The sequence below is a fragment of the Azotosporobacter soli genome, from assembly GCF_030542965.1.
Classification (GTDB): Bacteria; Bacillota; Negativicutes; order SG130; family SG130; genus Azotosporobacter; species Azotosporobacter soli.
Map to the genome: position 1 here is coordinate 77418 of NZ_JAUAOA010000006.1, position 20909 is coordinate 98326.

A 20909-nucleotide genomic window follows, 5' to 3' on the forward strand; every position below is an offset into this window, starting at 1 on the left:
TGAAACAAAGGAAACCCGGACAGCTATAGCTGCCCGGGTTTCCTTTGTTTCATACCACTATATTGCTTTTTGTTGCAACTGCGGTTTCTGATTTTGCTCATTGCGGATCTGTTGCCAAACGCGAATCGAATCGGCAATGACGAAGACCACAAGCACGATCATAATCGCACTGGCGCCGGCCAGCAGATAATTTTTCTGCGGCAGATAATTCGTCGTGATATTGAGATAACCGGCCGCAACGGTGGTTACCGCCAGGAAACACATCGGCGTAATCGTCGTCCAAGTATAACGCCCTTTGCCCATTCTGAACAGCACCGTCGTACCGATCGCCAAAGCCATGCTGGCCAGCAGTTGGTTCGCTACGCCGAACAGCGGCCAGATTGTCGAGATGGAACCGCCATAGACTAGGTAGCCCCAGGCAAACGACATCCCGCCGCTGGTCAGGACAATGCCGGGAATCCAATGCGTATTTTTCAGCGGTTTGTATACCATGCCGCCCAGTTCCTGCAGCAAGTAACGGCCGACGCGCGTTCCGGCGTCGATCGTCGTCAGGATGAACAAAGCCTCAAACATGATCGCGAAATGATACCAGAACGCCAACATGCTTTCGAGACCGGGAATCTTGGAGAAGATATGCGCCATGCCGACCGCGAGCGATACCGCTCCGCCCGGACGTCCGGCAACATTTTCGCCCACCATTTGCGAGAGCATCGGCAAGTCCTGAATCTGCATATTCAGCTTGGCAAAGACAGCCGGTACGGTATTGATCGCAAAATAATCGGCAGGCACCAGGCTGGTCGCTGCAATCAAAGCCATCAACGCGACGAAGGATTCGACCAGCATGCCGCCGAAGCCGACCGCACGGATTTCCGCTTCGCTGGTCAGCATCTTCGGCGTCGTGCCGGTGGCGATCAACGAATGGAAACCGGAAATCGCGCCGCAGGCGATTGTGATGAACATATACGGCCAAACCGGTCCCGGAATGATCGGGCCGCCGCCGTTGATAAACGGCGTCAGCGCAGGCATTTGAATTTCCGGCTGGACAATGACGATGCCCAGAGCCAGCGCTAAAATCGTGCCGATCTTCATGTAAGTGCTAAGATAGTCGCGCGGCGCGAGAAGCAGCCAGACCGGCAGCGCCGCCGCGACGAAGCCGTACGCGGCGAGCAGAATCGAAAGCTGACCGCGGCTGAAGGTAAAATACGGCGCAAGCCAAGAGTTTTGCACCATCGGACCGACAAAAACGCCGATCAGGACCAGACTGACGCCGATGAACGACGCTTCGCCGATCTGGCCGGGGCGCAGATAGCGCAGATACAGACCGACAAAAATAGCGATCGGAATCGTCACCGCGACGGTAAACGTACCCCACGGACTGTCGTACAATGCGTTGACTACCGCAATCGCAAGCCCCGCCATCGTGATGACGAGAATGAAGAGAACCGCGACGCTGGTCGCGAGGCCGGAAGCCTTGCCGATTTCCTTTTTGGCGATTTCCGCCACCGACAATCCGTCATGCCGGACCGAGGCAAAAAGGATGACCATGTCATGCACTGCACCGGCGAAGACCGCGCCGATCAAAAGCCAGATCGTACCCGGCAGATAACCGAACTGAGCGGCCAGAACCGGGCCAACCAGCGGACCGGCGCCCGCGATCGCGGCGAAATGATGCCCGAACGTCACCCATTTGTTGGTCGGTACATAATCGCGCCCGTCGTTGTGACGCACCGCAGGCGTCGTGCGCGAAGCGTCGAGCGTCAGAACTTTGGCCGCCATAAAAGCGCCATAGTAACGATAGGCCAGCGTCAATACCAACGCTGCAATGATAACCAGATAAATCGCATTCATAATAGCAATAAACCCTCCTTGCTTTTTTCAATAAGCTCTATTGTAGAATACCTTCAAATAATCTATCTGGATAGCAATGAGGGCTGAACGGAACAAACTCCTCCCTGAACGGAAAGGGAGGAGTCTGAATGGAAATACTATTCTAACAAAGACCGAGCGCTTCTTTCAATTCCTTGATCTGACTTTTGCTAACCGGGATCTCGAGTTCCGGACGACCGGTAAGGCGCAGCCAATAGGTTCCTTTGAACCAGGGCACCACTTCGCTGACCTTATCGAGATTGACGAGAAAACTTTTATGCACGCGCATCGCGGTCGTGGCACGCAAGCGCTGTTCGAGTTCGCCCAGACTGCCGTTATAGGCATATTCGCTGTTCGCGGTCAGCACGGTCACGCTTTTTCCCTGCGCCTGCGCACAAACCAATTCGTCATATTGGATCAGGACAATCTTGCCGTCCTTTTCCACCGCCAGCTTGTTCACCCGCACCCGACTGCGTTCCAATTCGGCGTCAAGGCGCTGGTTCGCCTCTTTCCACTCTTCCGGTCGGTAGTTTTGTAGACGCTTAGCCGTCAGATGGACGCGCTCTTCTTCGAATGGCTTTAGCAGATAGTCGACGACGCCAAGTTCAAAAGCCTGCAGCGCATAACTGTCATAGGCGGTGGCGAAGACAACGAGCGCCTTCGGCACCACACCGCGCAGCACGCGCGCCGTTTCGAGGCCGTTCATGCCGCGCATCTCGATATCGAGAAACACGACATCCGGCTTGACCTGGGCCGCCAGCGTCACAGCAGCGGCTCCGCCGTCGGCCTCGCCGACCACTTCGACGCCGCTTTCCTTCCCCAGTAAATAAGCCAGTTCATCTCTGGCCGGCGCTTCGTCGTCGACGATAATCGCTTTAAGCATGCTCATCCCCCTCTCCGCCGCCCTTCGGCAAACGCAACGAAACAGTCGTTCCCGCCCCCGGGCGGCTTTCGAGCGTCAGGCCGAAGGCTGCGCCGAACATGCCGCGTAGCCGTTCATGCACGTTAACCAGTCCGATGCTCGCCGCATCCGGCGTCAGCAGCGGATGCTGCCGCGCCAAGTCGATTCCGACGCCGTCATCACTCACCTGAACGCAGACCTGCTCTCCTTCATCGCTCACGCGGATCCAGACCGTACCGCCGTTTTCCTTCGGCTGCAGCCCGTGGCGAATCGCATTCTCGACCAACGGCTGCACGGTCAGCGCAGGCAAGCGGCAGGCCTTGGCCGACTCCGCCACGTCCTCGCGCACGCACAATTTGTCGCCATGTCGCGCCTTTTCAATCGCAAGATAAGCATTCACCTGCTCCATTTCTTCGGCCACACTGATGAACGTCCCCGCCTTATGCAGGTTATAGCGAAAGATGGCGCCGAGCTTGAGCAGCAATTCGCGCGCCTGTTCCGGTTTCGTCCGCACCAGTGACGTAATCGTATTCAGCGTATTGAAGAAAAAATGCGGATTGATCTGCGCCTGCAGCGCGCGCAGTTCCGCTTTGGCGGTCAGTTTCGCCTGACGGTCGATTTCGGCCAGTTCCAGCTGCGTGGAAAAGAGATGCGCCAAGCCGTCCGCAAAGAGCATATCCACCTGGCTGATCGCCTCCGGACGCGTATAGTAAAGCTTCAGCGTTCCGACGACGCGCTCGCCCCGTTTGAGCGGCACGACCATCGCCGACGCCAAACGGCAACCGGTACAGGAACAGCCTATCGACTCCGCGTTTTGCGCAATGTAGGTTTTACCCTCCGCCAATACGTGACGCGTCGCGGCGGTCAAGCCATTGTAATGCGGCTGGCAGTGATGATGTTCTTCCGCGCCGATATACGCCAACACCTTGACTTCATTCGTCACCGCGACCGCGTCATAGCCGCCCGCGGCAAAGATGATCTGTGCAGTGGCCAGACCGGAAGCCTCGTCGAGGCCGCGCCGCAAATAAGGCAGCGTCTTAGTCGCGATATCGAGCGCCTTGCGCGATTGCTCCGCCCCAGCGCGATCCTGAACATCCATCACGCTCTTGATGATCAGCATGAAGATGGCCAAACCGATCGAATTGGCGACGATCATCGGCAGCGCAATCTCTCCGACCAGACGTTGCGCCGCATCAAACGGCCTTGCCAAGAGCAGAATGATGCCCATCTGCATCATCTCGCCGACCATGCCCGCAAGCAAAGCCGCCCACCAGGGTACCGGGGCGCCGCCGAAGCGCCGCTGGACAAATCCGGCCAACAAACCTTCGCTCAGATTGGCGACCGCACAGGCGAGCGCCGTGAAACCGCCGAGAAAGAAGCGATGCCCGCCGGCAATTAGTCCGGCCAGCAGGCCCATCGACGTTCCCCCGGTCAAGCCCGCTGCCATGACGCCGATAACCCGCGAATTGGCCAGCGCATCGTTGACCGGAATTCCCGCATAGGTACCGAAGATGCCCAAGAGACCGAATACCGCACTTAAGAGCAGTCGATCCCTGCTTCGTCCCTGTCGATAAACCAAACGTCTAAAAACCGCGGTCTGCGACAGCAAAAAGGCGATGGTCGCGGCGACGCTCATCCGTTCCACCATCTCCAGCAATAATTCTCCGTTGCTCATACCGCTCACCTCTCGCATCAAACGCGCCGCCAATTATGACAGATCGCACCTCGTTTACTCATTGCTTCTATTATCAACGCGCCGGCCTGTTTTTTCAAGAAGAAGCTGAATGCAGCAAACAGGAGCAGTCACTTTCCCTTCTTTTTTCGTAGTATTTAGCGCGCTTTTCAGCATAAATTTGTAAGAAAAATATAGCCGCCATGCACGTCGGCCTGTAATTTTCATCTGTTAGACTAAGACTGTAGTCAGGAACACTTGACTATAGACGCCAAAAAAACACAATAAGGAGTGACTCGTATGAAAAAAATCATTTTCACCTTGCTGGGTATTTCTCTTTTAGGCTTTGCCAGCCTATGCAGCGCCGCTCCGGCGGCTCCCACAACAACGACCCCGGACGCTATGCAAAAGCCAGCTGCCGCAAGTGATTCGACTGCGGTACCCGCGAAAAAAGGTAAAATTGCCGTGATCTACGTTAATAATGCCAAACTGCCTTACGACAATGAAGTCGACAGCCAGTTTACAGCCAATCTGACTGAAAAACTGGGTACAAACTATACCCTCCTTTCCGGCCAAACTTATCTCGATAAAATACAGCAGGCCGGCATCACCAATCTCGCCGATGCCAATTCCAGCGACATCGCGGCATTGTTTAAATCCGACGTTGCTGATTATTTGATCTACATGGAAGTCAAAACATTGGCGATGCAAACCCAACCAAATTCTCCCGCAACGCTAAGTGTCCCTTTGAAAATCATCGACCTGAAAAACAAGAAAGAACTCTACAATAAAACGCTTGCCGAAACCGTTTCCAATCCAGTGCCGGGCAAAACAAGCGATGCCAAGGCTCTTACCTTGACGTCCATAAATAATCTGCTCGTCAAAGTCGATGACGGCTTAAAAACAGCGTTTAATTAATTTTCCAGGGAAAATAGCGAAGAAGACGGTAGCTGAAAAGCTGCCGTCTTCTTCTTTGTTCTCCTTCCTTTTCCTGCCTCAATTCGCTTCCTGTGTTTTTAACTGACGACGCGCTACACTTGACAGAAAGATAAAAATGGATTATTTCTATTTAAGAAGCACGTTATGAGATAACTTACACAGGAGGTCTTCTATGTTTATACCCAGCTCACTCCCTCCGGCAACGCCGGTTTCGTTTATGGATTCGGTCGGCAGCTGGACTTCGTCTGTCGCACTGCCCGATTTAGGCGAGGTTTCTCCCGTTCTTAAAGAAACCTGGGATTTGCAGACGTTTGAAAATCTGCAAGAAGGCAAAGTGGCCGTTCCCGATGACGCTATCAATCAATTCCTGGCGGATTCGCTTAAAGATCAGACCGAGGTAAGCGAACTAACGATCGCTTCGCGCGCCGACCAGACGCTGGCGATTCATGCCAAAACCAAAGCAATCGGTCGCATCGATCTGATTTGCAAAGTGGATCTTTTCGAACACAACCGCGAGCATTCGCTGATCCGTCTGAAAGTGACCGACAAAAAATTGCCCGATCATCCGATCCTCTCCTGGATGTTTGCCCGCGTCAGTCTGGCGATGGCCACCAAGCTGACCGGGCCGATCAAGCCCGGACATGGCGTCATCGTCACCATTAACGGCAACCTGGTTTCGGTCGATGTCCGCCAGGCTTTGCTCGATTCCAACCTGGGCCAGGTCAATCTGTTCGGCTGGCAGCCGATCCACGCGCTGAGCATTCGCAGCGCTACACCGGAAGCCGGTCACCTGCTCTTGACGACCGACCTCACCGTGCCGGAAAACATCCGCAAACTCGTTTCGGCTTTCTTAGGTTAGGCTCTTCGTCCCATGCGGCAACTTTGCCGGATGGGACTTCTCCTTATAACCGCCCTGTCATCACCTTGTCAGCTTCCCGTCATAGCCTGCACGGCAAAAGAGGAGTATGCTAGTTACAGGTCGATTCACAAGGAGGTTTCACAATGCGTTTTTTCTTGTTTGCCATCGCTCTGCTTTGCCTGTTTCTCAGCACGACCGGACAAATTCACGTTTGATTGAAAAGGAGGCGTTCGCATGGATAGCTATTTATCGGACTGGTTCATCAGCGATTGGATCCTCTTCCCCGTCTCACTGGACCCGGAAGCCATCGCCGCCACAGTTTCGCACGCTCCAGCCCCACTCAAACACAATATATAGTGTCTCACGAATAAAAAATAAACAATATATTGTTTTTCCGGCAGGAATTTTTCTCTGCAGCGCGAATACTAAACCAGAGAAGAGAAATCCACTTGGGAGGCATTGACAATGACATTGGTAAATGACGTTCTGGTATCCTATCCCGACGCGATCAGCCCAAAAGAAGCAGCCGCTTATCTGGCCGAAGAAAAGGAACAGTGGCGCGCAAAGGGCAAGGAACTCGGCAAAATGATTCTGACGCTCGACGGCAACGAGGTCGTCATCCAAAGTTCGGAGAAATCTCCGATTAAGCGCATTCGCCGGATCACCGGTTATCTGAGCGAATCCAGCAACTTTAACGCCGCGAAACAAGCCGAGCTAGATGCAAGGGTGATCCACTCCTAGCATCGCCCTTGTATACACGATAGATGCCCTGCAAAGAAACGGCCGACGCCCCCCTGCGTCAGCCGTTTCTTTCTTCTTTAAAAAACATCTTTTAGGCAGGTTATCCGGCAACTCTGTCGAAGACCCATCCTTATATCCATTTTCAAAGCATAAAGGAGTCCTTTTTATGAGTACACTTCGTTCCAATCTTTTCTTAACGCTCGCCGCGGTGATTTGGGGCTTGGCCTTTGTCGCACAGCGCGTCGGTATGGATTACGTCGGCCCGTTCACCTTTAACGGCGTACGCTTTGCGCTCGGCGCGCTGTCTTTGCTGCCGCTGCTCTTTTACTTCAAAAATGATCCGCAGCCTAAAGCGGCGCCGCTTGGCCGCAGTACGGTTCTTTGGGCCGGTCTTGTCGCCGGACTGCTTTTATTTTCCGGCGCTTCGCTGCAGCAAGTCGGACTGATCTATACGACAGCTGGAAAAGCCGCGTTCATTACCTGCCTCTACATCATTCTCGTGCCGATCGCCGGCCTTTGGCTGAAACAACGCGTCGATACCGCGACCTGGCTCGGCGCTTTGCTTGCGCTGAGCGGTTTGTACCTCTTATGCGTCAAAGAAGGATTCTCGATTGCGTTCGGCGATTTGCTCCAGCTGATCGGCGCTGTCTTTTGGACCGGACACATCTTATGGATTGATCATTTCTCGAAAAAAGTGAACGTATTCAAACTTTGCTTTGTCCAGTTCATCACCTGTTCCGCACTCAGCCTGACTACGGCAGCACTATGCGAAACGATCACCCTCTCCAGCCTGCAGCAGGCCATTGTTCCGATTCTGTACGGCGGCTTCTTCTCGGTCGGCATCGCCTACACGCTGCAAGTCGTCGGGCAGCGCCACGCCTCACCGGCGCATGCCGCGCTCATCCTCAGCCTGGAAACAGTCTTCGCCGCCCTCGGCGGCTACCTCCTGCTCGACGAAAAACTCGGCCGCTACGAGCTCCTTGGCTGCGCCCTGATGCTCGCAGGCATGCTGCTTTCACAGCTAAAAACAATCCTAGCCAGCCGAAAACAAGATTCTGACCTTTTAGGTCAGGAAGTCTAACGACAGAAGTGTACGAGAAAAAACGAGGTCAACGGATTATTTTTCCGTCGACCTCGTTTTTCTTTGTTTCACGCGCATAGCGATTGCAACGACTTTTCTTTCAACAGGGAAAAGCGGCAATTCCGGCGGCACAGCTATTTCAAGCTAACTACAATCAAAAAAAACAAACTGGACACAAAATGAAAAGACACGAAGAAGCGAAGAGGGCCGATCCCATCGGCCCTCTAGGAAGAGAGGAAGAGTAATAATAAACTCTTCCCCCTTTCCCTTCTTCAACTCTTCGTGTAAAAACGTTCCTCTTGATTTCGTTTTGTCGACGGGCGACCGTTTTCCTTTTATCCGTTACGTTTTTGAAAATCAAGCATGAAATCACGCAGCGCCTGGCAACCTTCGTGCGGCATCGCGTTGTAAACCGAGGCCCGCAGTCCGCCGACCGAGCGATGGCCTTTTAGCCCGTCGAGTCCGGCTTTTGTCGCTTCGGTAACGAAAGCTTTTTCCAGCTCTTCGCTCGGCAAGCGGAAGGTGATGTTCATCAGCGAACGGCTGCCGACTTCGGCATGGCCGCGATAAAAACCGCCGCTTTCGTCAATCGTATTATAAATCAGCGCCGCCTTGGCTTCGTTCTTCGCCTGCATTGCCGTGAGCCCGCCCTGCTCCTTGATCCAGCGCAACACCAAGTTGACCATATAGACCGAAAAGACCGGCGGCGTGTTGTAGAGCGAATCGCTGTCCGCATGCGTGTCGTAACGCAGCATCGTCGGAATCGTTTTCGGATTGTTGCCGAGCAATTCTTTGCGAATGACCACGACGGTCACGCCGGCCGGGCCCAGGTTCTTCTGCGCTCCGGCATAGATGATCGCGAACTTCTTCGCATCAAACGGTTTGCAGAGCATGTCGGAAGACATGTCGGCCACCAGCAGCGCGTCGCCCACTTCGGGGAATTCGTGCCACTGCGTACCGAAGATGGTGTTGTTGGATGTCATATGGACATAAGCGGGCTTATCACTCAGGACGATTTCCGCCTGCTGCGGCACACGCGTATAATTGCCTTCCGCGGTCGTCGCCGCCACATGGGTCTTGCCGATCAGCTTGGCTTCCTTCAAGGCTTTTTCCGACCAGACGCCGCTTAGGATGTAATCGGCTGTCGCGCCTTGCGGCAGATAGTTCAGCGGCAGCATCGAAAATTGCGTGCTGGCGCCGCCCTGGAGAAAGAGGACGCGATAATCGTCGCCCAGTCCGAGCAATTCTTTCATGTTCGCTTCCGCTTCCTTGTTGATCGCCTCATACGGTTTGGAACGATGGCTCATCTCCAAAATCGACATGCCTTGGCCTTCAAAGTCGAGCAGCTGCTTTTGCACTTCTTCCAAGACAGCAAGCGGCAAGGTCGCGGGACCGGCACTGAAATTATAAATACGTTTCACGAAAATTCCTCCTAATTTTACCGCAGCTCTTTATTGGTCGGTAAAGCGGCAGGGGGTCATATGCACCACCATGGCATCGCGCAGCTTGGGCTCGAACCAGGTGGACTTGGGCGGCATGATCAAGTTGGCGTCGGAAATTTCCATCAGCGCCTTGATCGAGGTCGGATAGAGCGAGAAAGCCACTTGGTATTCGCCCTGATCCACCAGCCGTTCCAATTCTTTAATGCCCCGGATGCCGCCGACAAAACCAATCCGTTTATCGGTGCGCGGGTTTTCAATTCCTAAGATAGGCTTCAATAAATTCTCCTGTAAGATGCTGACGTCAAGACGTTGCAATGGATTGGCTTCGTCATAACTGTCAGCCTTGGCCACCAGCTTGTACCAAGCCTTGTCCAGGTACATGCCGAAATAATGCGGGTATTCGGCCCGGCAATCTTTGCGCGAGCAGGGATGGATCTCAAACTTTTCCTGCACTTGTTCCAGGAATGCTGTCTGGGACAAGCCATTCAAATCTTTGACGACGCGATTATAATCGAGGATCTTCATCATGTTATGCGGGAAGAGAACCGCCAGGAAGCGGTTGTAAGGCTCTTCGCCTGTATGATTCGGATTCTCGCTGCGGCACTTGTCATACACGCGCGCGGCAGCTGCTGCGCGATGATGCCCGTCTGCGATATAGAGCGTCTCGATCCGGCCAAACGCTTCTTCGATCGCGCGAATCCGCTCCGGTTCGGAAACAACATAGAGCGTATGCACGATGCCGTCCTCAGTCGTGAACTCGTGCGCCGGCGTCTGCGCCATCGCCTGCGCCATCAGCGCATTGACCGTTTCGCTCGCGCGATAGGTGAGAAAGATCGCGCCGGTCTGCGCTTCGGTCGCGAGAATATGATTGACGCGGTCCTGTTCTTTGTCCGGCCGGGTCAGTTCGTGCTTCTTGATGATATTGTTCTTGTATTCTTCGACCGAAGCGGCGACGACCAGGCCGACCTGTTTATGATTGTCCATTTGCTGCTTATATACATAAAAGCAAGGCTGCGCATCCGGCACGAGTAGGCCCGTGGCAATGAATTCCTTCATATTGCTTGCGGCCTTTGCATAGACTTCCGGCGCATGCGGGTCGATGCCCGCATCCAGTTCGGCTTCCGCCCGCGTCACGCGTAAAAAGCTGTCCTTATTCGCGGCAATCATCTGCCGCGCCTCTTTCGTATCCATCACATCATACGGCAGGGATACTACCCTCTCCGCCGAATCTTTCGCAGGCCGTAGCCCGCAAAACGGTTTTACACTTGCCATATCGTTTCCCTCCTACGGAATATTTTTATTTTATCATTTGCAACTCTCAGCATGCGACAGACGCCCCGCAGCGCAGGACAGCCCTGTCGAATGCCCTGCCTCTATTTTATCGCCTATCCCGTCCTTTGCCTATAGTGAAATATTGTTTCCGTCCGGAATACAGACGTACGGCAGAGAAGTCGCAGACAAAACCGCAGGAGCCTCTTCGCTTTTACCCTACATACCGGAAAAATTGATCAGCTTGGAGTCGAGGATACCGTCTACCGCTTTGATCTTCAAGAGCACCGATGCCGGCACGTCGGAATCGACGCCCATTACCATGATACTTGTGCCTTCGACATCGGTCTTGCCAACCTGCATACTGTTGATATTGATGCCGTCCGCACCAAGGATCGTGCCGACTTTGCCGATGATACCCGGCCGATTGTAATGCGGCCCGATTAGGAGCCAGCCTTTCGGATCGACATCGACGCGGTAGCCGTCTATTGTCACAATGCGTCCCTCTTCTTTGCCGAACAGCGTACCGGACACCGTATGCAGGTGCTTGTCGGTATGCACTTTGACCGTGATCAGATCGGCAAAATTCGCTTTTTCCTTGCTGCGCACCTCTCTGACTTTAATGCCGCGCGATTTCGCGATAAACGGCGCATTCACATAATTGACATGTTCGGTCAGGATGCTGCCGAGCAGACCTTTGATCACCGCGGTGGTCAGCATCTTAGTATCGACTTCGCCGATGTCGCCGTTGTATTCGACATCCACTGCATTGATGCGTCCGTCGGCCAGATGGATCGCCAGACAGCCCATCTTCTCCGCAAGATTGAAGTAAGGCTTGATGACTTCAAGCACATGCGACTGCAGCGGCGCCATATTAACCGCGGTCGAAATCGGCTCTCCTTTCAATACCGCGATAATGCCATGCGCCACATCAACCGCGACGCCAACCTGCGCTTCCGCGGTCGAAGCGCCAAGATGCGGCGTCAGGATAATATTCGGCGCTTTTAAAAGCGGATTATCGGCTTCGACCGGCTCTTTTGCAAACACGTCGACCGCCGCTCCGGCGACAATGCCGTCGGTCAGCGCTTGCGCCAGATCCGCTTCGTTAATGATGCCGCCGCGCGCGCAGTTGATCAAGCGCACGCTGGGCTTCATCTTGGCAAAGGACTCTTTGTTCAGCAGATTCTTTGTTTCTGGCGTCAGCGGCATATGCAGCGTAATGAAGTCGGCGCGCGGGAAGATATCTGCCAGTTCAACCAGCTCGATGCCCATGTTTTCCGCTTGTTCTGCGCTAATGAACGGATCGTAGGCGATTACCTTCATTTCCATCGCCAACGAACGTTTCGCAACGCCGCCGCCGATGCGGCCAAGGCCGATGATGCCAAGCGTCTTGCCGCGCAATTCGACGCCCATCAATTTGCTGCGCAGCCACTTGCCCTCGCGCATTCCAGCATGACCTTGCGGAATATTGCGCGCCATGCTGAGCATCATCGCCATCGTGTGCTCCGTCGCGGCTACAGTGTTTCCTTCCGGCGCGTTCAAAACTACGATGCCTTTTTGCGTCGCGGCTTCGACGTCGATGTTGTCGACGCCGACCCCGGCCCGGCCAATGACCTTCAAACGTTCGGCTACCGCGATAACCGCTTTCGTAACCTTGGTTTCACTGCGCACGACCAGCGCGTCATACTCCGGAATAATGCGGATCAACTCTTCCGCCGGCAGATTCGTCTTCACATCCACCTCAAACTGTTCGCGTAAAATCGCTACCCCTTGCTCCGATACCGGATCGCTGACTAAAATTTTCATGTTGCATCCCTCCATCTATCTGCTTGAAGCTTTATTTTTATTTCCACCCCGTAGTTTGCAGCCTGATTGCGTGTGGAAACACCCCGCCTGAAAAATTCGGCCGCGTAGAATAAAAAAGCTCTCGTCCCTGCACTAAACAGGGACGAGAGCATACTCCCGCGTTGCCACCCAAATTGCCGGAAAACCGGCCAACTCGTTCCGCTGTATGGGGCGGTCCCCTTTGACTCGTCGCCAATTGCTCCCGGGCGGAATCATACGTCTGAAGCACCGGCTTACACCAACCGCCGGCTCTCTTGGCCTTCAGCACTTACGACATCCCGTTCTTTGCAAAATTTCATTTTTCAATTGAAACTGATTATACAGCCTCTCCCGACGCAAGTCAAGTGTGTTTTTCACAAAAACATTCCTTTTTATATTTTACACTTTTCTTCTTTCTACTCGCACTTCTTTCCTTTTTCCGCCTTTTTCGCGCGCTAAACCTCTTGCGTCGGCAGTAATTTATCGTACGCCGCAAACAGGAAATTCCTCTTGCCGTCCAGAATAGGAGGAGTATTGCGTCCATGCCAAGCACGGACGACACTGATTACGCAGCAGGAGGATTTCATGCAACAAGAACTTTCTTATAATGAATATGCCAAAGAAGCGGTAGAAATTCTCAGTAAAGGCGCTTTTTTGACTACCGCGGCCAACGGCGCGCAGAACACGATGACAATTGCCTGGGGCAGCATCGGCTATATCTGGCAGCGTCCGGTCTTCATGGTCATGGTCCGGCCCTCGCGCCACAGCTACCAAATGCTTGAAGCAAGCGGCGAATTCACGGTAAGCCTGCCGCTTAAGGACATGAAAGAAGCGCTCGCCGTCTGCGGTTCAAAATCGGGTCGCGAGCTCGACAAGTTTGCTGCGGCCGGTCTGAAGGCCGCGCCGAGCCGGAACGTCGCCGCACCGATCATCGAAGGCTGCGGTCTGCATTACGAATGCCGCGTCGTCTTCAAGCAAACGATGGATCCAGCTCATTTGGATCCATCCATCGCCGCACAAAAATATGCCAGCGGCGATTTTCACACGTTATATTTCGGTGAAATCCTGGCCTGTTACAAAGACGCTTGACACCGCACTCTTACATCTTACTACGCTTTACGCCTGTAGCAGCCTCCATACTACACGCATAGGGGAGGTCTATGTTCATGAAAGCAACCGTTATCATCGACAATCAGGTTCCGGTGAATGCCAAACGGCCGTTTCGCGCCGAACACGGGCAAGCGCTGCTCCTGGAAACAAAAGGACGACTTATTTTGTTCGATGCGGGCCAATCCGAGCTTGTCATCCACAATCTCAGTCTCCTGGGCGTCCGGCCTGCCGATCTCGACGCGATCGTCATCAGTCACGGGCATTATGATCACACCGGCGGCTTGTCGGCGATCCTGACGCACGCACGCAAGCGCCTGCCGGTCTACATCCATCCGCAGGCATTCGTGCCTCGCTTTTCCGAATCGGAAACACGCCGTTTCATCGGCATACCGTTCAGCCAGGAACTTCTCGTCCAGCTCGGCGCCGACTTTCAACTTGTCACAGAGCCGCTCGCGCTGGACGATGACCTTTGGCTAAGCGGCCCGATCCCGCGTGAGAGTGGATTCGAGCAGACGCCGTCATCCTTTATCCGCATCGCCGAGCAGGGCTGCGCCTGTCACGACTCCGTCATTGACGACATGTCCTTATACGTCAAAACCGCTGCAGGTCTCGTCGTGATTTCAGGCTGCGCGCATGCCGGCATTATTAATACGATTATGCACGGCCTATCCGTCACTGACAGTCTGCGACTCTACGGCATCATCGGCGGCACGCATCTTGGTCCTGCGCCGCTTGCGCAGCAGGAGGAAACACTCCGTCAGCTGGCGGATTTCTCGCCTACTTTCATCGCGGCCAACCACTGTACCGGCTTCGCAATGCTAAGCCGACTCGCCAACCAATTCGGCGAAAAGTTCACGCCCGCCTTTGTCGGTACGCAGCTGGAATTTTAGTCAAAAAAGTGTCTGTCGCTAAATTCGCGACAGACACTTTTTTTGGCTCCTTAAAAACTGCACTCGACGCAGTAGCGACCTCTGACTTCCTTGATCGCTTGAAGGGCTCCATTAAAATAATCGTCGTCCGTCTTACCGTCTTCGGCAGGCATCAAACCGCACATGACCTGGCACGAATCGAGCAACGTCCCTTTATATTCTTCAAAGACTTCATGCTGGTATTTGCCGCTGAATACGTTGCTGTCCACCAATTCAACCAACGTCACCACCGCCGCATACGACTGCAGCCGTTCCATTTCCGACTGATCTTTCAGCAAGCGTACAACCATCTCTAATTTTTCTAAACATAGTTTGACTCTCATTTTGATCGCCTCCTATCTTTGGTATTTATTCGTATTCAGCATAGGCGCAAGAAATTCCTCTTTTCCGTCAGAAGATTCAGTTTTCTCCAGAAAAATAAAAAGCCGCGCCGCTTAAAAGCGACCACGGCCTTTATATCATTCGCCCAATTGCTCTTCGCTCACTTCTTCTCCGGCTAAGCGCTTCAAGCGATCCCGCTCTTCACGCGCCGCATGCCAAGCATCGCGCGCCATATCCATCAGACGTTTTTCAAACTTCGCCTGCGGATTGGAGACGACCTTGTTGAAATAAAGCAGCGACTGTTCCGCCTTGCCTGTGCGGCGCAATAATTCGCCGACCAGGTAAAGCAGATTAAGCTCCGACATGCCGCCGATCGGAAAGCGTTCTTTCGCCATCGCAGCGTCAAACAGCTCCGCCGCTTTAGCAAGCGCCAGTTGCTCTTCTTCTTCCTGCTCCCCTTCACGATAGAGCCAGCCTAAACGTAGATATAAGCCGGCCAACTTGCTGTTTTGCTGTTTTGTCAGCCCAGCAAAAAAGATCGCCAGTTTATAGGTCGCTATCGCCTGCTCGCGTGTACGAATCCCGCTAAAATCTACGCTGACCTCCCGACCAGCCAAGAATTTCTTAACCAGTTCCACCGCTGTAGATGAGATTTCGCCAAACTCCGCTTCCTGCGCCGCATAGCCGCAGTTCGGACAGACCCAGACGCTGTAATAATAGGGATTCACATCCCGGTAGTGCATGCAAAAGTCGCTGTCCTGTTTTTCCGTTATCAGACGGGACCGCACCTTCGTCACATGAATTTTTTCTTCACACACCTTACAGATCCGTTCCGCTTCGTATAATGCATCCGCCATGTTTTTCACACCCCCGCCTTATAACTTTACCACAAACGTCAGCCACTGCCTACAGGCAGTCTGTTTTTATCGCATTAAATCAAACGGCAGCGTGTCGCGCTGCTGCAGCCACATCTGGCGGAAAAGGCTGCGCCTGCCCAGCAATTCCTGCATGCTGCCTCGTTCGGCCACCCGTCCGCGCTCAAGCAGAATGATTTCATCCGCCTCTTTTAAGCCTACCGTCAAGCGATGCGTTATCAGCAGCACACCGCAAACTCGCTGCGCCTCATCCAGCGCCGCCAAAACTTTTTCTTCCAGCAACGCGTCAAGGCCGACTGTCGCCTCATCCCAGATGAGAAACGGCGCTTTTTTTAGGAAGCTGCGCGCAAGCGCGACACGCTGCCGCTCGCCGCCCGACAGGCTTTTCCCTTGCGCACCGACAAGCGTCTTCATTCCCTCCGGCAGCGCTGCCGCCACTTCGCTCAGTTGCGCAGCCGCTGCCGCAGCGTCGACCGCGGCCTCGTCCGCGTGCGGCTCAGCCAAACGAATGTTGTCTTCCAGGCTGGCCTGAAACAAATGGCCTGCCTGCGGTACTAAGCTTACTGAGTCCAGCGGAAGCATCGCGACGCTTCGCCCGTCCAAAGAAATCGTCCCCGCTTGTTTCGGCAGAAAGCCGAGCAGCACATTGAGCAGCGTCGTCTTGCCTGAACCGCTCGCCCCGACAATCGCTACCCGTCGCCCCGGTTCGAGAAAAAAAGAGATATCCTCGATGCCCGCTTCGTCCGGACCATGCCGATAGCTTAGCGCGCTTACGCTTACTTTTTTCACTCGCGTTCTTTGCGGCGCTGCGTCAGCCTCCTTCGACTGAGAAAAGCGCAGGAGACCGCGCAAACGCCGCCATGCGGTCAGACTTTCCGCCAGATAGTATACCGCTGCCGGCAAGAGCAGGACCGCTTCGAACGCACTTTGCACGCCAAGCACCAGCGGCGCCAGGTGTACGCCCGCCAACCTCCCCTGCTCGACCAGCAGTATGCCCAAGACCAACAAGAAAAAGAATGTCAGCTGCAGCAGCAAATTGCCGTAGCTTTCACCGCGGACAAGAATCTTTGACGCGCGGCTTTGCGCTTCGATCAGCCTCCGGCTGGCATGTTCCAGCAGCGTCTGGCGTTCCTGACAGCGGTTCGCCGCCCAAAGGCTTTCCATGCCAAGCACCGTTTCCAGAATCTGTTCACGCAGGCGAAGCCGCTCCAAACTCAACTCGGTCGTGACTTTCTTTTGCCGCTGCTTCGTCAGCCAGGGCAGCAAAAGACCGGCGCTCAGAAAGGCGGTCGTGATCAATGCGGGCAACTGCCAGGCAAGCGGCAAAAGAAAATAACAGACTGGTCCCAGCACCGCAAGCGAAATCCCGAGCGGCAGGAGCGAGCGCAGATAAAATTCTTTCAGGATTTCAACATCCTCGACCACCGTCGTAAGCCAGTCTGCACGATCACGCGCCAAAAACTGCGTCCACGGCAACGCTTCAAGCCCTTGATAGCAGCGAACCCGAACCGATTCCAACAAGCGAAACGTCGCATCGTGCGAGACATAGCGCTCCGCATAACGGCAGACGGCTCGCGCCAGACCGAAAAAACGCACGCCGACAATGACCGGCGACAATTCTGCTGCCGATGGATGCAGCGCCGCAGCCGAAATCAGATACGCCGACAGCACCATCAGACCCGTCCCGGACACAACCGTCCCCCAGCCAAAAAAAAGCGCGCTCAGCATAACCGGCCAGGCGCTTCCCAGCAAACGAATCAATTCCCAATATCCCATGCTGCCCCCCGAAACGCCCGCACCAACGCGGCATATTTTCCCTGCGCGGCAAGAAGTTGCGCATGACTGCCCTCTTCCACCACGCAACCCTTTTCCATAACCAAGATGCGATCGGCCCGTGCGACCGTGTTCATCCGGTGCGCCAGGATCAGCACTGAACGACCTTGCAGCAAACCCTGCAGCGTTTCTTCGATCCGCTGTTCCTGCTGCGGATCAAGACCGGCGGTCGCTTCATCCAAAATGATCAACCCGGCATCTTGCAGGAAGGCGCGGGCGAGCGCCACCCTTCGCGCTTCGCCGCCGCTAAGGCTTCGCCCCGCTTCGCCGATCAGCGTGTCGTATCCTTCGTGTAGCCCCTCTGCCAGCTGCGCCAGACCGGCCGCACGCGCGGCCTCTTCCACTTCGGCGCGGCTGGCCGTTGGTCTGGCTAACGCGATGTTTTCAGCCAGCGACGCCCGCAGTAAGAACGGACTTTGCGGCACATAGGCCACATTCGCCAACCAGTGCTGGCGCCGAATCGCCGCGAGCGGCAACCCGTTCACCAAGATCTCGCCGCTTTCAGGCCGGTCGAAGGCCAAAAGCAAACCTGCCAGCGTACTTTTCCCCGCACCGCTGTCGCCGACGAGCGCAAGGCTCTCACCGGCTCGCAGCTTAAAAGAAATCCCCTGCAAAGCTGCGCCGCGTTGCGCCTCATACTGATAACGCATCTGCCGGACTTCGAGCTCGATGCGCTGCAGCTCGGGTTCCAAATCGCCCTCCTCTTGCCGTCCTGCCGTCTGTTGCAGACAACCGAAGATCTCGAATGCCGCCGCCTTGCCGGACAAACCGGCATGAAACTGCGCGCCGAGTTGGCGCAGCGGCAAATAAAACTCCGGCGCCAGCAGCAAGACGAACAAGGCCTGATAAAAATCAAGCCAGCCAAACAAAAGCCGGAGCCCGACCGTCACCGCGACGATCGCGGTGCTGATCGTCGCGGCCAGTTCCAGGACAAGCGCGGATAAGAAAGCGACACGCAGCACTTCCAGATTGCTCTGGCGAAACCGTGCGCTCAGACGGGCAATCACCGCCGCCTGTTCCTTGCTGCGCCCAAAGATCTTTAAGATAAACAGGCCCTGCAAGACATCAAAGAAATGTCCGCCGAGCCGGGTCAGCGTCTTCCACTGCTTGCGGCTAAGCGCTTCGGCCCGTCGCCCGATCAGCAGCATAAAGACCGGAATCAGCGGCGCCGTGATCAAAAGCAGGATCGTACTCGTCGTATCGAGCGGCCCTACGCGCAGCAGCACGCAAAGCGGCACCAGCACCGCCGTCGCCAGTTGCGGCAGAAAGCGGGAAAAGTACGCTTCCAGATTATCGATCCCCTCCTGCAGCAGCGTGACCCAGTCGCCTGCCGAACGCGCATTCGCGGCCCAAGGCCCGAACGTCAGCAATCGTTGCAAAAGTTGACGGCGCAGCCGTTCCTTGACGCCGGCCGCCAGATCGTGCCCCATTTGCTGCACACACCAGCCGTGTCCGCTGCGCAGCAGCATGATTAAAAGCAACCAAGCCAGCCTCGTCTTATTTTCCGCCAGGTAATGCTCGTGCAAAAATACCTGCTCAATGATTTGCGCAATCAGATCCGCCTGCAAAACGGCCAGCACACCGCCGAGAAAGCTCAAGGCGGCTAAGAAAAAAAAATGCCTTCGATCCTGCTTCGCTTCACGCAGCAAGTTTGGTTCTATCATGCCAATCCTCCACTCGCTTCTTCACGTCTTTTATATTCAACAAAATGGCGGCAACCCCTTTCGGAGTCTGCCGCCGTTTTTATCAGGCCGTATTGTCGCGTACCATTTCCGCCGCTTTTTCCAGCCGCGCTTCCCGCAGTTTATACCAAAGAAACGGACCGAGCAAAAAAGGAATGCCCAGATACAGTGAATTCTGCAGATCCTCGGTGAACGCCATCACGACGAGACAAGCGACCTGCGCCCAGATACCGAAATATGTCAGGTAAGGGAACCAAGGCGTACGGAATTTAAGTTGCCGCGCATCGCCGCCCGCTTCTTCCAAACGCCGACGAAATTTAAGCTGACACCAGCAGATGGATATCCAGGCAATCGCGCCGGAAAAGCCGGAGAGCGCCAATAAATACGTATAGAGCGTCGAACTGGTATCGATCGTATAAGCCACAACGCCGACCCAGCAGGCCAGGACGGAAGCGGCGGTCGCGTTCTGCGGCACGCCCTTCGCATTGACGCGGCCGAGAAATTCCGGCGCCATCCCTTCTTTCGAGAGCGCGTAGAGCGCACGGCTGCAGCCGTAAAGACCGGAATTGGAACAGGAAATCGCCGCGGTCAAGACCACGAAGGAGAAGAGCGCGCCGGCCCACTCCAGGCCGTAGGAATTGAGAGCCGCTGCAAAGACGCTCTGTTCCAGGCTGGCCTGACTCCAGGGATAGATGCTGACCAAGAGCAGCATCGGCACCAGGTAGAGCGCTACGATACGCCAACTGATGCTGCGGATCGCCATCGGAATGCTCTTTTCCGGATTCTTGCTCTCACCGGCCGCCAGTCCAATGATCTCAGAGCCTTGAAAATTGACGAGGATCAGAACCATCGTCAACAAGATGGCCCAAGAACCATTCGGCGTAAAGCCGCCGTCGCCAAGCAGAATCGAACTGCCGAGAAACGTATGCTGGCCTAGCACGCCGAAAAAGATCAGTCCGCCCAGTACGACGAACATGATCAGCGCGACCACTTTGATCAGCGCCAACCAGAATTCCATTTCACCAAAAGTTTCCACGCAGGAAAGGTTGATGACCGTGATCATCAAGCCGAATAAGACCGCCCACCACATCGTGCTGATCGCGGGAAAATAACCGTTCATGATGATGCCGCCGGCAATCATCTCCGAGGGGACATAGGTGACCCATGTCATCCAGTAGCACCAGCCGACGCCGCAGGCCCAAGCCGGTGAGATATATTCCTTGGCATAGGTGACGAAAGAACTGCCGAGCGGCACAGCCACTGCCAGTTCCCCCAAACAGAGCATCACGGCGAATACGATCAGGCCGCCAAGCAAATAGGAAAGTACGGACGCCGGTCCGGCCTTGCTGATCACATAACCCGTCCCAAGAAAATATCCGCTGCCAATGATGCCGCCCAAAGCAATCAACTGCAGATGACGATTTTTCAAACCCCGCACCAATTCATTTTGTGGGCCGGTCTCTTTCATCTAACATCCCCCTTTGTTTTTCCGCATCCTGAGCACATCTACTATCGTTGCACCGTATCCGGCGATCGTTCGACTGTTTATATCTTTTCGTCCGCTA

18 protein-coding genes are annotated in these 20909 nt (G+C 54.8%); 7 read left to right on the top strand and 11 right to left on the bottom strand.

Features of this window, described 5'->3' with window-relative positions:
• Positions 1-57: 57 nt before the first annotated feature.
• The 3 genes from QTL79_RS07695 to QTL79_RS07705 form a co-directional block, all read right to left on the bottom strand.
• Positions 58-1848 (bottom strand): carbon starvation CstA family protein, encoded by a 1791-nt coding sequence (locus tag QTL79_RS07695; RefSeq protein ID WP_346354380.1) that lies wholly within the window; start codon positions 1846-1848, stop codon positions 58-60.
• A 142-nt stretch (positions 1849-1990) separates the two neighbouring features.
• Positions 1991-2749 carry a LytR/AlgR family response regulator transcription factor gene (locus tag QTL79_RS07700; RefSeq protein WP_346354381.1) on the bottom strand — a complete coding sequence of 253 codons (759 nt, stop codon included), beginning with the start codon at positions 2747-2749 and terminating at the stop codon, positions 1991-1993.
• Positions 2742-4442, bottom strand: coding sequence for a LytS/YhcK type 5TM receptor domain-containing protein (locus QTL79_RS07705; protein ID WP_346354382.1), 1701 nt, complete (start codon positions 4440-4442; stop codon positions 2742-2744). The genes QTL79_RS07700 and QTL79_RS07705 overlap by 8 nt, the downstream gene beginning before the upstream one ends.
• Positions 4443-4739: 297 nt before the next feature.
• On the opposite strand from QTL79_RS07705, the gene QTL79_RS07710 reads away from it, so the two are divergent.
• The 5 genes from QTL79_RS07710 to QTL79_RS07730 all read left to right on the top strand — a co-directional run bounded on the left by QTL79_RS07710 (position 4740) and on the right by QTL79_RS07730 (position 8059).
• Complete coding sequence (locus QTL79_RS07710; RefSeq protein WP_346354383.1) at positions 4740-5357, top strand: hypothetical protein; 618 nt, start codon at positions 4740-4742, stop codon at positions 5355-5357.
• A gap of 193 nt (positions 5358-5550) precedes the next feature.
• On the top strand, positions 5551-6237 hold the full coding sequence (locus tag QTL79_RS07715; RefSeq protein ID WP_346354384.1) for a hypothetical protein: 687 nt from the start codon (positions 5551-5553) through the stop codon (positions 6235-6237).
• A 234-nt stretch (positions 6238-6471) separates the two neighbouring features.
• The gene (locus QTL79_RS07720; RefSeq protein ID WP_346354385.1) at positions 6472-6594 is read left to right on the top strand and encodes a hypothetical protein; all 123 of its coding nucleotides are present in this window, start codon (positions 6472-6474) and stop codon (positions 6592-6594) included.
• A 108-nt stretch (positions 6595-6702) separates the two neighbouring features.
• Complete coding sequence (gene nrdD / locus QTL79_RS07725) at positions 6703-6978, top strand: anaerobic ribonucleoside-triphosphate reductase (RefSeq protein WP_346354386.1); 276 nt, start codon at positions 6703-6705, stop codon at positions 6976-6978.
• A 166-nt stretch (positions 6979-7144) separates the two neighbouring features.
• Complete coding sequence (locus tag QTL79_RS07730; RefSeq protein WP_346354387.1) at positions 7145-8059, top strand: DMT family transporter; 915 nt, start codon at positions 7145-7147, stop codon at positions 8057-8059.
• A gap of 335 nt (positions 8060-8394) precedes the next feature.
• On the opposite strand, the gene serC is transcribed toward QTL79_RS07730, so the two are convergent.
• The 3 genes from serC to serA all read right to left on the bottom strand — a co-directional run bounded on the left by serC (position 8395) and on the right by serA (position 12576).
• Entirely contained in the window at positions 8395-9486 is a 1092-nt protein-coding gene (serC, locus tag QTL79_RS07735) for a 3-phosphoserine/phosphohydroxythreonine transaminase (protein WP_346354461.1), read from the bottom strand.
• A 24-nt stretch (positions 9487-9510) separates the two neighbouring features.
• Complete coding sequence (locus tag QTL79_RS07740) at positions 9511-10773, bottom strand: DUF1015 domain-containing protein (protein ID WP_346354388.1); 1263 nt, start codon at positions 10771-10773, stop codon at positions 9511-9513.
• Positions 10774-10989: 216 nt separating this feature from the next.
• Positions 10990-12576, bottom strand: a complete 1587-nt coding sequence (gene serA / locus QTL79_RS07745) for a phosphoglycerate dehydrogenase (RefSeq protein ID WP_346354389.1) — start codon at positions 12574-12576, stop codon at positions 10990-10992.
• A 603-nt stretch (positions 12577-13179) separates the two neighbouring features.
• On the opposite strand from serA, the gene QTL79_RS07750 reads away from it, so the two are divergent.
• On the top strand, positions 13180-13683 hold the full coding sequence (locus QTL79_RS07750; protein WP_346354390.1) for a flavin reductase family protein: 504 nt from the start codon (positions 13180-13182) through the stop codon (positions 13681-13683).
• A 77-nt stretch (positions 13684-13760) separates the two neighbouring features.
• Positions 13761-14594 carry an MBL fold metallo-hydrolase gene (locus tag QTL79_RS07755; RefSeq protein WP_346354391.1) on the top strand — a complete coding sequence of 278 codons (834 nt, stop codon included), beginning with the start codon at positions 13761-13763 and terminating at the stop codon, positions 14592-14594.
• Positions 14595-14644: 50 nt separating this feature from the next.
• Here QTL79_RS07755 and QTL79_RS07760 read toward each other — a convergent pair whose 3' ends face one another.
• From QTL79_RS07760 to QTL79_RS07780, 5 genes are all read right to left on the bottom strand, one after another.
• Positions 14645-14956 (bottom strand): hypothetical protein, encoded by a 312-nt coding sequence (locus tag QTL79_RS07760; protein WP_346354392.1) that lies wholly within the window; start codon positions 14954-14956, stop codon positions 14645-14647.
• Between the two features lie 135 nt (positions 14957-15091).
• A complete protein-coding gene (locus QTL79_RS07765; protein ID WP_346354393.1) occupies positions 15092-15811 on the bottom strand; it encodes a DUF2225 domain-containing protein in 720 nt (239 codons plus the stop codon).
• 66 nt (positions 15812-15877) lie between these two features.
• A complete protein-coding gene (gene cydC / locus QTL79_RS07770; RefSeq protein ID WP_346354394.1) occupies positions 15878-17605 on the bottom strand; it encodes a thiol reductant ABC exporter subunit CydC in 1728 nt (575 codons plus the stop codon).
• Positions 17587-19326, bottom strand: coding sequence for a thiol reductant ABC exporter subunit CydD (cydD, locus tag QTL79_RS07775; RefSeq protein ID WP_346354395.1), 1740 nt, complete (start codon positions 19324-19326; stop codon positions 17587-17589). The genes cydC and cydD overlap by 19 nt, the downstream gene beginning before the upstream one ends.
• 82 nt (positions 19327-19408) lie before the next feature.
• Positions 19409-20812, bottom strand: a complete 1404-nt coding sequence (locus QTL79_RS07780) for an amino acid permease (protein WP_346354396.1) — start codon at positions 20810-20812, stop codon at positions 19409-19411.
• Positions 20813-20909 lie beyond the last annotated feature (97 nt).

Coding starts and splice junctions, on each gene's coding strand:
- QTL79_RS07695 (WP_346354380.1), bottom strand. CDS start 1,848: ATGAATGCGATTTATCTGGTTATCATTGCAGCGTTGGTATTGACGCTG.
- QTL79_RS07700 (WP_346354381.1), bottom strand. CDS start 2,749: ATGCTTAAAGCGATTATCGTCGACGACGAAGCGCCGGCCAGAGATGAA.
- QTL79_RS07705 (WP_346354382.1), bottom strand. CDS start 4,442: ATGAGCAACGGAGAATTATTGCTGGAGATGGTGGAACGGATGAGCGTC.
- QTL79_RS07710 (WP_346354383.1), top strand. CDS start 4,740: ATGAAAAAAATCATTTTCACCTTGCTGGGTATTTCTCTTTTAGGCTTT.
- QTL79_RS07715 (WP_346354384.1), top strand. CDS start 5,551: ATGTTTATACCCAGCTCACTCCCTCCGGCAACGCCGGTTTCGTTTATG.
- QTL79_RS07720 (WP_346354385.1), top strand. CDS start 6,472: ATGGATAGCTATTTATCGGACTGGTTCATCAGCGATTGGATCCTCTTC.
- nrdD (WP_346354386.1), top strand. CDS start 6,703: ATGACATTGGTAAATGACGTTCTGGTATCCTATCCCGACGCGATCAGC.
- QTL79_RS07730 (WP_346354387.1), top strand. CDS start 7,145: ATGAGTACACTTCGTTCCAATCTTTTCTTAACGCTCGCCGCGGTGATT.
- QTL79_RS07740 (WP_346354388.1), bottom strand. CDS start 10,773: ATGGCAAGTGTAAAACCGTTTTGCGGGCTACGGCCTGCGAAAGATTCG.
- serA (WP_346354389.1), bottom strand. CDS start 12,576: ATGAAAATTTTAGTCAGCGATCCGGTATCGGAGCAAGGGGTAGCGATT.
- QTL79_RS07750 (WP_346354390.1), top strand. CDS start 13,180: ATGCAACAAGAACTTTCTTATAATGAATATGCCAAAGAAGCGGTAGAA.
- QTL79_RS07755 (WP_346354391.1), top strand. CDS start 13,761: ATGAAAGCAACCGTTATCATCGACAATCAGGTTCCGGTGAATGCCAAA.
- QTL79_RS07760 (WP_346354392.1), bottom strand. CDS start 14,956: ATGAGAGTCAAACTATGTTTAGAAAAATTAGAGATGGTTGTACGCTTG.
- QTL79_RS07765 (WP_346354393.1), bottom strand. CDS start 15,811: ATGGCGGATGCATTATACGAAGCGGAACGGATCTGTAAGGTGTGTGAA.
- cydC (WP_346354394.1), bottom strand. CDS start 17,605: ATGGGATATTGGGAATTGATTCGTTTGCTGGGAAGCGCCTGGCCGGTT.
- cydD (WP_346354395.1), bottom strand. CDS start 19,326: ATGATAGAACCAAACTTGCTGCGTGAAGCGAAGCAGGATCGAAGGCAT.
- QTL79_RS07780 (WP_346354396.1), bottom strand. CDS start 20,812: ATGAAAGAGACCGGCCCACAAAATGAATTGGTGCGGGGTTTGAAAAAT.